The 9541-nt window shown below is 68.1% G+C and carries 13 protein-coding genes; 6 read left to right on the plus strand and 7 right to left on the minus strand.

Features of this window, described 5'->3' with window-relative positions:
* Positions 1-719, minus strand: a 719-nt coding sequence (locus tag C0461_RS11570) for a S46 family peptidase (protein WP_292107065.1), incomplete at its 3' end; no start/stop codon positions are given.
* 200 nt (positions 720-919) lie between these two features.
* Here C0461_RS11570 and C0461_RS11575 point away from each other — a divergent pair.
* The 3 genes from C0461_RS11575 to C0461_RS11585 are packed head-to-tail and all read left to right on the plus strand — an operon-like array spanning position 920 to position 3876.
* Complete coding sequence (locus C0461_RS11575) at positions 920-2095, plus strand: ABC transporter permease (RefSeq protein ID WP_292107068.1); 1176 nt, start codon at positions 920-922, stop codon at positions 2093-2095.
* A complete protein-coding gene (locus tag C0461_RS11580) occupies positions 2092-2844 on the plus strand; it encodes an ABC transporter ATP-binding protein (protein ID WP_292107070.1) in 753 nt (250 codons plus the stop codon). Before C0461_RS11575 ends, C0461_RS11580 begins: the two co-directional genes overlap by 4 nt.
* 27 nt (positions 2845-2871) lie before the next feature.
* The gene (locus C0461_RS11585; RefSeq protein WP_292107098.1) at positions 2872-3876 is read left to right on the plus strand and encodes an HlyD family efflux transporter periplasmic adaptor subunit; all 1005 of its coding nucleotides are present in this window, start codon (positions 2872-2874) and stop codon (positions 3874-3876) included.
* A 17-nt stretch (positions 3877-3893) separates the two neighbouring features.
* On the opposite strand, the gene C0461_RS11590 is transcribed toward C0461_RS11585, so the two are convergent.
* The 3 genes from C0461_RS11590 to C0461_RS11600 all read right to left on the minus strand — a co-directional run bounded on the left by C0461_RS11590 (position 3894) and on the right by C0461_RS11600 (position 5316).
* The gene (locus C0461_RS11590) at positions 3894-4697 is read right to left on the minus strand and encodes a crotonase/enoyl-CoA hydratase family protein (RefSeq protein WP_292107071.1); all 804 of its coding nucleotides are present in this window, start codon (positions 4695-4697) and stop codon (positions 3894-3896) included.
* 65 nt (positions 4698-4762) lie between these two features.
* A complete protein-coding gene (locus tag C0461_RS11595) occupies positions 4763-5071 on the minus strand; it encodes a hypothetical protein (RefSeq protein WP_292107073.1) in 309 nt (102 codons plus the stop codon).
* A gap of 89 nt (positions 5072-5160) precedes the next feature.
* The gene (locus tag C0461_RS11600; protein ID WP_292107075.1) at positions 5161-5316 is read right to left on the minus strand and encodes a hypothetical protein; all 156 of its coding nucleotides are present in this window, start codon (positions 5314-5316) and stop codon (positions 5161-5163) included.
* 88 nt (positions 5317-5404) lie between these two features.
* On the opposite strand from C0461_RS11600, the gene C0461_RS11605 reads away from it, so the two are divergent.
* Positions 5405-5629 carry a DUF1289 domain-containing protein gene (locus C0461_RS11605; protein ID WP_292107087.1) on the plus strand — a complete coding sequence of 75 codons (225 nt, stop codon included), beginning with the start codon at positions 5405-5407 and terminating at the stop codon, positions 5627-5629.
* A gap of 57 nt (positions 5630-5686) precedes the next feature.
* On the plus strand, positions 5687-6211 hold the full coding sequence (locus tag C0461_RS11610) for a TIGR02281 family clan AA aspartic protease (protein ID WP_292107090.1): 525 nt from the start codon (positions 5687-5689) through the stop codon (positions 6209-6211).
* On the opposite strand, the gene C0461_RS11615 is transcribed toward C0461_RS11610, so the two are convergent.
* Complete coding sequence (locus C0461_RS11615) at positions 6208-7032, minus strand: sulfite exporter TauE/SafE family protein (protein WP_292107091.1); 825 nt, start codon at positions 7030-7032, stop codon at positions 6208-6210. The two genes, C0461_RS11610 and C0461_RS11615, sit on opposite strands and share 4 nt — an antisense overlap.
* Positions 7029-8057, minus strand: coding sequence for a tRNA dihydrouridine(20/20a) synthase DusA (gene dusA / locus C0461_RS11620; protein ID WP_292107093.1), 1029 nt, complete (start codon positions 8055-8057; stop codon positions 7029-7031). Before dusA ends, C0461_RS11615 begins: the two co-directional genes overlap by 4 nt.
* Positions 8058-8299: 242 nt before the next feature.
* On the opposite strand from dusA, the gene C0461_RS11625 reads away from it, so the two are divergent.
* Positions 8300-8914 (plus strand): DUF4168 domain-containing protein, encoded by a 615-nt coding sequence (locus C0461_RS11625; protein ID WP_292107095.1) that lies wholly within the window; start codon positions 8300-8302, stop codon positions 8912-8914.
* A gap of 63 nt (positions 8915-8977) precedes the next feature.
* On the opposite strand, the gene C0461_RS11630 is transcribed toward C0461_RS11625, so the two are convergent.
* The coding region (locus C0461_RS11630) for an NAD-binding protein (protein ID WP_292107096.1) at positions 8978-9541 on the minus strand (564 nt) is incomplete at its 5' end.

Here is a 9541-nt window from a genome sequence, read left to right on the forward strand (position 1 = left end):
TTCCAGGTCAGGTGGTTCGGGGTCTCGACGACCTGGCCGTTCTCGTAGAGGCGCAGGAAGGCCGCATCCAGGGCGTAGCGGGGATAGTTGAAATTGTCCGGGTCGCCGCCGAAGAAGGCCGCCTGGAACTCCGGCGCGAAGGCCAGACGGACGTCGGAATAGTTGCGGTACTCGTAGAGAGCGAAACGCCCGCCGCGATAGAAGCTGATGACCTGGCAGGTGCGGGTGTCGTCGTCGCCGCAGGCCTCTTCCTGAATGGCGCGGCTGACCGCGTTGCGGGCCTGTACGAAGGCGGCGCCCTCAAGGCCCGCACCCGCCGTCAGCACCTGATCGGTGACGTCGGTGATTTCGGTGAGGATCTGGGCCTGCACGCCGGGGCACTGGCGCTCCTGCTCGCGGGCGGCGGGCATCCAGCCGTTCTGGACATAGTCATTCTCGGCGTCCGACAGGTCCTGGACGCAGGACACCACACAGTGGTGGTTCGTCAGCACCAGCCCCTGGCCCGAGACCACCGAGGCCGAGCAGCCGCTGGACAGACGGACGGCCGCGCCGCGCACGCTGTCCAGCCACGCCTGATCGATGTCGGTGCCGTATTTCGCGTTCACCGTGGCGGTGGGAAAATTGTCGAAGGTCCACATGCCTTCGTCGGCCTGGGCGGCGGACGAGGCGAAGGCGGCCAGCGCCAGGACGGCGGCCGAAACGGTGAGGCGAAGCGACATGGGTGAAGGCTCCCTGAGCGCGCCGATCAACCGCGGCGCTTGTGGGCGAACTGACTAGCAAGGCCGGGTCCGGCGCGCCAGCACTGAGGCCGACACCTTGATGTGAAAGGGAAAACGGCCCGTCTTTCCGACCCTTACCCCGATTTAACTTGGCCCGGCGAACGCTGACCTTCAGACAGGGGGACAACGAAGGGGGTTCGATGTCACTCGCGCTTGCAACGCTGCTCTACGAATGGCGCCGCTACATGGCGGCGGTCATGGCGCTGGCCCTGTCCGGCCTTCTGGTGCTGGCCATGACCGGCGTGTTCATCGGCATCGGCAAGGGTTTCACGGCCGCCATCGAGCGCTCGAGCGCCGATGTCATCGTTCTGCCGCCCGGCGCCACGGCGCTGTTCAGCGGCCCGATGGGCATGCCGCGCCGGTACATCCCGCTGATCTACAATCACCCTGAGGTGGTTCAGGTCAGGCCGCTGGCCATGTCCGGCGGCATGTTCCAGAACATCCGCAACATCGACCCGACAATGTCCGCGGCCGAGCGGGCGCGCCAGGGCGCGCCGCGCCAGCGCAACGTCATGGTCAATGTAATCGACACGGCGCCCGGTTCGGTGACCATTCCCGTGGATTACTCCGATGAGCTGGTGGAGGCGCTGCGACAGCCCTTCACCGTCGCCGTCGATGAATCCGCCCTGCCGACCCTGGGCGTCAAACTCGGAGACAGGGCGATCTACAACGGTCAGACCGTCACGGTGGTCGGCATCATCCGCGGCTATCCGAACATGATGCAGCCCACCATCGTCACCTCGCGGGACACCCTGCGGATGATGGGGCAGACCAGCGATTCAAGTCCCCGGGTCGGACCGCTGATGATCGCCATCCAGAATCCCGCGCGCGCCGAAATCGTGGCGGCGCAGATCAACGCCGCCAGCAGGGGCGACTATCGCGCCTGGACCCGCGTCGAGCTGGCCGAGGCCAACGCCGGCGCCATGTTCGAGGAAGGCATACTAGTCATCATCATCGGCGGCTGCGTGGTGCTGGGCGCCATCATCGGCGTGGCCATCACCTGGCAGACCCTGCGCGGCGCCATCATGGCCAACATCAAGGAGTTCGCCTCCCTCAGGGCGCTGGGCGTCAGCATGGGCTCCCTGCGGCGGATCGTGCTCGAACTCAGCTTCTGGGTGGGCCTGGTGGGCGTGGTCGCCGCCATCTTCCTGACCTGGCTGGTGTCGCTGCTGGCCAGCGCCAACGCCGTCATCATCGCCCTGCCCTTCAGCCTTCTTCTGATCGTGGGCGGCGGACTGGTGCTCATCGCCATGGTGTCGGGCCTTCTGTCGCTCGGCATCCTCAAGAACAGCCAGCCCGCGGATTTGCTGCGATGACCACCGCGACACATGGAAAGCACGGCGACTTCGCCATCGAGGCCAAGGGTCTGGTCAAGCGCTTCAAGACGGGCCGCACCTACATAGAAGTGCTGAAGGGAGTCGATTTCGACGCCCGCCACGGCGACCTGACTATGGTCATGGGCCCGTCCGGCTCGGGCAAGTCCACGCTGATCGCAGCCCTGTCGGGTTTGTTGAAGCCTGATGCGGGCCGGGTGGACACCCTCGACGTGGAGAATCTGTGGAAGCTCTCCTCCGGACGCATCGACAAATTCCGTCTGGATCACTGCGGCTTCATCTTCCAGGGCTTCAACCTCTTCCCGGCGCTCACCGCTTTGCAGCAGGTCACCACGGTCCTCAAATATCAGGGGCTTTCGGGAGATCAGGCGCGTCGCCAGGCCACCGCGGCCCTGGAGGAGGTCGGCCTGGGCCCGCGCCTGCATCAGCGCCCGTCGTCGTTGTCCGGCGGCGAGAAGCAACGCGTGGCCATCGCGCGCGCGCTCGCCAAGAACCCCCAGATCCTGTTCGCGGACGAACCCACCTCGGCGCTGGACGGCGAGAACGGACAGGTGGTGATCCGCCTGTTGCGCCGCGCCGCCACCGAGCACGGCGCCGCCGTGATCTGCGTCACCCACGACCCCCGGCTCGAAGCCTGGGCCGACCGTGTCATCCACATCGAAGACGGCCGCATTCTAGACGACCAGCGACGGACGCCCGAGGCGAACCCGGTGCTGGCTTCGGCGCACTAAGAACCAGAAAAAGAGCAACCCATGTCCATCCCCGGTTTCCTCAAGAAAAAGCGCACCTGGATCGCTCTCGTGGTGGTCATCCTGCTGATTGGCGGCTTCCTGTTCATGCAGGGGCAGGGCCAGCAGCGCCAGGCTGCCCTGGAGGCCGCAACCGCCCAGGCGCCGGAAAGCCCCTATGCCGCTATCGCCAACGGGCGCGCGGACGTGGAGGGCGGGGTGATCCAGGTGGCGGCCCGGCGCGGCGGCGTGGTGCGCGAGGTCTATGTCAACGAAGGGGATGAAGTCACGGCAGGACAGATCCTCGCCCGCCAGGAGGACGACGAACCTCGTCTGGCTGTGCAGCGCGCATCCGCCGAAGTCGCCCAGGCCCGCTCGCAACTGGCCGCGATCGAGGTGGACCTGAACACCGCCCGGCGTGAATTCGAACGCATGAACCGTCTGGCCGACAGCAATTTCATCGCTGCGCAGCGCCTCGATCAGGCCCGCGACGCCATTGCGATGGCCGAGGCCCGTCTGACCAGCCAGCGCGCCTCTGTCCAGACCGCGCAGGCCCGGTTGAACGAGGCCCAGTACAACCTCGAACTGACCGCCATCCGGGCCCCCATGGCCGGCCGCATCGCCCGACGCTACGCCCAGCCGGGCGCGGGCGCCTCGACCCTGAACGTGTCCACCATGTTCGACCTGGAGCCCATGACCGAGCGCATCGTGCGCGCCGAAATCGTGGAGGCTGACATCCCCAACATCACGGTCGGCCAACAGGTTGAGATCACCCCCGAGGGCGACTCCAGCCGGGTCTACGTGGGTGAAGTGCTGCGTCGCGCCGGTCTGTTCGGCGCCCGCCGCCTTCAGTCGGACGACCCGTCCCAAAGGGCGGATGAGCGCGTGGTCGAGGTGGTGGTTTCGGCCGGTGACGCCCCGTTCCTGATCGGGCAGCGGGTGCTGGTGAAGTTCATGAAGGATGGTCAGACCGCCGGCGCGCCGCGGGAAACCGCCGTCGGGGTCGGCCCGGACCGCGCCATGCGCTCGTCCTGAGCGCGGGACCGAACGGATCAGCGGCCGGTGAAGTCCGCCGGCCGCTTGTCCAGCACCGCCGACACGCCTTCGAGGTGGTCATCGGTCAGGTGCGCCAGGGCCTGCATGGCCGCCGACATCTCCAGCATCTGATCAAAATTCATGTCGCGGCCCTGCCGCAACAGGGTCTTGCCCATCCTTAGAGCCTGAGGGGCGTGGGCGGCCACCTGCTCCGCCGTCGCCATGGCCTCGTCCATCAGCTCATCACGGGCGACGACGCGATTCACCAGACCCCATCGCTCCGCGGTCTCCGCATCGATGGACCGGGCCGTGAACAGCATCTCGGCGGCACGGGCATAGCCGACGTTGCGCGGCAGCAGCCATGACCCGCCGTCGCCGGGAATAATGCCCAGCTTGAGGAACGGGACGCCGAAACTGGCGCGGTCCGAAGCGATGCGGATGTCGGCCAGTCCGGCGATGTCGCAGCCCAACCCCATGGCCGGACCGTTCACCGCCGCGATCAGCGGGACCTCCAGGGCGTACAGCGACCGCACGATGCGGTGGACTACCCGGCGGTAGCGTTCGCGGATCTCGGCGCCGGACCCCTCGAACAGATCGCGGCGCTCCTTCATGGCCTTGAGGTCGCCGCCCGCCGAAAACGCCCTGCCCGCCCCCGTGATGACCACGCAGCGCACGGACAGGTCAGCGTTGATCGCTTCACAGACCGCGGCGAAAGCGTCCCCGTCCTCAAGGTCAGGCAGGGCGTTCAACCGCTCGGGCCGGTTCAGGGTCAGGATGTGGACGGCGCCGCGTCGCTCCGCCGAGATCAGTGCGGTGGTCATGTCTCGTCCATAGAAAAACCCCGGCCCTGATGGGACCGGGGTCCTGTTGATTCAGATAGGGCGGATTACTGAGGGGGCGCGAAACCGTTCGGTTGGCCCTCGGTCACCGCGCCCTGCATGCTTTCCAGCCGCTGACGGTCCGCTTCGGCGCGGTCTTCCATCTCGCCGCGCGTGGAGCAGACCCGGCGGGAGATGCCGGATCCCGTCACCGGGCGGCGCTCGCAAACGCGTTCGTTGCGACGGTCCGCCCGAGTCTGGGCCACTTCGGCCTCGGCTGCGGCCTGGGGCGTGGCTGGCTGGGCGTCGGTCTGCAGCTCGGGCTGGGCCTGAAGAGTCAGAGCCATGGCCGCAGCGGAGAGCAAGCTGATCATCATGACGTCATCCAATCATTCGTGTCGAACAGTGTGTGATGATGAATGTGCACCGCAAAACACGCTCATGGCAAGCATAACGGTTGAACCGGCTACGGGCGCTTCCGCAGTTTCAGGGTGTTGGACAGCTTCTCCAGAGGCCGGCGGCGAAGCCGGTTGGAGGGCACTGTCCGGGAATTGAAGGCCGTGCCGCCCAGAAGGGCGAACTGCATGACGGCGTTCTGGAGGTTGAAGTGCTTATCGTTCATTGTTGGCGTCTCCTTTCGTGAACGATGAAAGAAGACGCGGCGCGCCGGTTGGGGATTTCACCCTCTTGGTCGTGTCGCGTCGGGACCAATGTCGGAATTCAACGCCCCGAATTCAAGTCGCCCGCCCCGCCCGGTCGCCACACCCTGCATCCAGGTCTGCACCGTGGACGGGCGCTCGGGCCTATGCCTGGGGTGCCTGCGCACGCTCGGCGAGATCGGCGGCTGGTCGAAGATGACAGATGAGGAGCGGGCCCGGATCATCGCCGAGCTGCCCGCGCGCAAGGAGCGCCTGGATCCCGCCCTCAGATTCTGAATTCGTTCACCACGCCGTTTCACCGGACGCCAAGGGCTTTGGGTCATGGTGGGCTCCATGGCGCGTTTCGATTTCCAGTCCGGCGTGATGTTCGCCCTGGCCCTGACGGCTGCGGGCGTCCTGGGCTATGGCGTCAGCCATCTTGGCGACGCTGGCCGGGCCCAGGCCGCGCCCGTCCTGATGAGCGCATCCGCGCCCTCCCCCACGGCCACCAGCCATGCCGCCCAGATCATCCGCGCCGATGACGGCCACTACTGGGCCGAGGCTGACATCAACGGGCGTGCGGTGCGCGTGCTGGTGGACACGGGCGCCACCGTGGTGGCCCTGACCCGCGATGACGCCCTGCGTCTGGGCTTCATGCTGGAATCCGAGGACTTCAACCACACGGTGATCACCGCCAACGGCGAGGGCCGCGCGGCGCGCATCGAGCTGGCCCATGTGGCGGTGGCCGGCGCGCGGGTGGAGCGGGTCCAGGCCCTGGTGGTGGAGCGGGGCCTGCCCGCCTCCCTGCTGGGCATGAGCTATCTGGGCCGGCTGTCGCGCATCGAGGCGACACCCCACGGCCTGACGCTCAGGCCTTAAAGCGCCTTCACGACCACCGAGATCGCGGTGGCCAGCAGATAGACCGCGAACGCCTTCTTCAGCACGGCCCGGTTCAGACGGTGAGCCAGGCGCGCGCCGATGGGCGCCGTCAGGGCGGTCAGCAGCCCCATGATCGCCGCCGCCGGAATATTGACGTAGCCCAGCGACAGCGGCGGCCGTCCCTCCGCCCCCCAGCCAAACACCGCGAACCCCAGCGCCGCCGCGGCGCCGATCGCCAGTCCAAAGCCCGAGGCGGTGGCCACCGCCTGATGGATCGGCCGTCCGCACAGCACCATGGTCATGCCCCCCAGACTGCCGCCGCCCACGCCCATCATGGCCGACAGCCCGCCGATCAGCGTGCCCACGCCGCGTCGGCCCCAGCCGGTGGGCAGGTCGGGCCTGAGGGTGATCCGCTCCGGCAGCAGGCCCATCTGCGCCGCCACCAGCAGCAGGCAGGCGCCGTAGACGATGGCCAGCCCCCCCATGGAGGTCACCCCCGCGACCGCCGCGCCCACAAGACCGCCGAACGCCACCCATGGCGTCCAGGTGCGCAGCACCGTCTCGTCCACCGCGCCGTGCGCCCGGTGTGTGGCCAGCGACTTCCAGGAGGTGGCGACGATGGTCAGCAGGGAGGTGCCGATGGCCACATGCAGATTGCTCTCGCCGCCCACGCCCAGCACCGAAAAGGCGTAGAACAGGGCCGGCACCAGCACCGTGCCGCCGCCGACGCCGAACAGGCCGCCGATCACCCCCGCCACGGCTCCGGCGCCGGCCAGGGCGGCCGCCATCAGCAGCAGGTCAGCCACCGGCAGGCCGTTCACGCGGCCTGTTCCGCACGGGCGTCCCGCTTCGCCTCGGCCTCGCGCACAGCCTCGACGGCCTGATCCACAACCTCCAGCCCGGCGCCCGGGCGGATCGACTCCACCGTAAGGATGCGGCGGAAGGCGCGCGCGCCCGGCCGCCCGTGCATCAGGCCCAGCATGTGCCGGGTCATGGCGGGCAGATGGACGCCCTCCTCCAGCCGCGCGCCCATGTAGGGCCGGTACCGCGCGATGGCCTCGAACGGGTCCACATCCGGCGTCTCCGCCCCGAACAGCCGCCGGTCGGCCTCTCCCAGCAGCGCTGGCTCGTGATAGGCCGCACGGCCCAGCATGACCCCGTCCAGCACGACGCCATGCTCGTCTGGGGCCAGGTGCGCCTCGGCAGCGTCCAGATCGGGCACGCCGCCGTTGATGACGATGGTCAGGTGCGGTCGCTCCCGCTTCAGCCGCCGGACGAGGCCGTAGTCCAGCGGCGGCACGTCCCGGTTCTCCTTGGGCGACAGCCCTTTCAGCCAGGCCTTGCGGGCATGGACGATGAAGGTGGTCACCCCCACGGCTGCGCTGGCGTCCACGGTGGCGAACAGACTTTCGACCGGATCCTGATCGTCCACGCCGATGCGGCATTTCACGGTGGCCGGACAGGTCACAGCCTCGCGGATCGCGGCCATGCAGTCGGCGACCAGTTGCGGCTCGCGCATCAGACACGCTCCGAAGCGGCCCGACTGCACCCGGTCCGACGGGCAGCCCACGTTCAGATTGATCTCGTCGTAGCCGAAGCCCTGGCCGATCCGCGCCGCCTCGGCCAGCTGATCCGGCTCGGACCCGCCCAGTTGCAGGGCCACGGGATGCTCTACCGGATCGAACCCCAGCAGGCGCTCGCGGTCGCCATGGATCACCGCCGGCGCCGTGACCATCTCGGTGTAAAGCAGGGCATGGCGGCTCAGGACGCGATGCAGCGCCCGACAGTGCCGGTCGGTCCAGTCCATCATCGGCGCGACGGAGAATCTGTGGGCGGGCGGCGTCACTTTGTTGAGGCGATCCTGCGGCGCTGGTGTGCGGAAGAGGCTTACATAACGGGAAACGTGGCCGTTTTCACGCCGTCCAGGCCCGATTGCCGCCTTAGTTGCATGGCCGCCCGAGACCGGGCTATCCTTTGGTTCTCCCACCTTCCCATTGATTCAACTCCACATTCGCGCGGGAAGTCGTGAACCTTTGTTTGCGTGTGACGGTTCTGTCTGAACCGAGTGGACAATCCGAAGGACAATACATGCGTCTCAAGCTCATCGCCGCCGTCTCCACAGCCGCTCTTTTCGCCGGGGCCGCCATGGCCCAGGAAGCCGACATGCACGCCGGCGCCGAGGCCCAGGCCCAGGCTCCGGCCGCCGCCGCTGCGGCGGGCGAGCCGACTGACGCTGAACTGGCCGCCTTCGCCGGCGCCATGGAACGGCTCCAGACGGTCGCCCAGCAGGTTCAGGGCGGCCAGCCGACCCCCGAGCAGCAGGCTGAAATGGCCGCCGCCGTCGAGGCTTCGGGTCTGGAGATCGACCGCTTCAACACCATCTCGCAAGCCATCTCGACGGACCCGGTGCTGCAGGCCCGCGTGGCCGTCGCGGCCACGCCCGCCTCGCCGGAAGGCTCCGTCGCCGCGGGCGTGACCGACGCCGAGGCTGCGCAGTTCGCCCGCGCCATGGGCGGCATTGCCCCGATCGCCCAGTCCCTGAACGGCGCGGCGCCCAGCGCCGAGCAGCAGGCCGAGATGGCCGCCGCCATCGAAGGCTCCGGCCTGACGCTGGATCGCTTCAACCAGATCTCCGGCGCCATCGGTCAGGACCAGCACCTGCAGGCCCGCGTGGGTCTGGCCGCCGCGCGCAACGGCCAGTAATCGCGGACATACCGTGATCAAGATCAACGGCGCTCCTTCGGGAGCGCCGTTTTTCGTTGAGCCTCAGGCCGGCGCGTCCTCATCCTCCAGCACGTCGGCGGTCTCCTCGCTGAGGGGCCTGGCCTCGCGCTTCGGCGGCACATAGGGCGCCGGCTGGGGCGTCACCGCATTGCCGCGCATCAGGGACCGGCCCGCCGTCAGGCCGCCGGTGATCTGGGCCTCGAAGCGCTGCTCGTCGCGCCGCCGCACATCGTCCAGGGTTTCGGTGACGCCCCGATCGTCCAGGCCCATGTCGGCGAGCACCCGGCCGCCGAACTTCAGGGCGGATTCAAAGGTCTCGCGCAGCTCATAGTCCACGCCCGCCTTGACCAGCCGCAGGGAATGCCCCCGATCGAAGGCGCGCACATACAGCCGCGTCAGGGGGAACTCCGCCTTCACAAGTTCGACGATGTGATCGGCGACCTCGGGCTTGTCCACGCACACCAGAACCGCCTCCGCTGTCGCCGCCCCCGACGCGTGCAGCACGTCCAGCCGCCCCCCGTCGCCGTAATAGACCTTGAAGCCGAAATTGCCCGCCGCCTGGATCATCTCCACGTCGTTCTCGATGATCGACACATCCACGTCGCG

Origin of the sequence: Brevundimonas sp. (assembly GCF_013823285.1) — a bacterium.
Lineage (GTDB): Bacteria > Pseudomonadota > Alphaproteobacteria > Caulobacterales > Caulobacteraceae > Brevundimonas.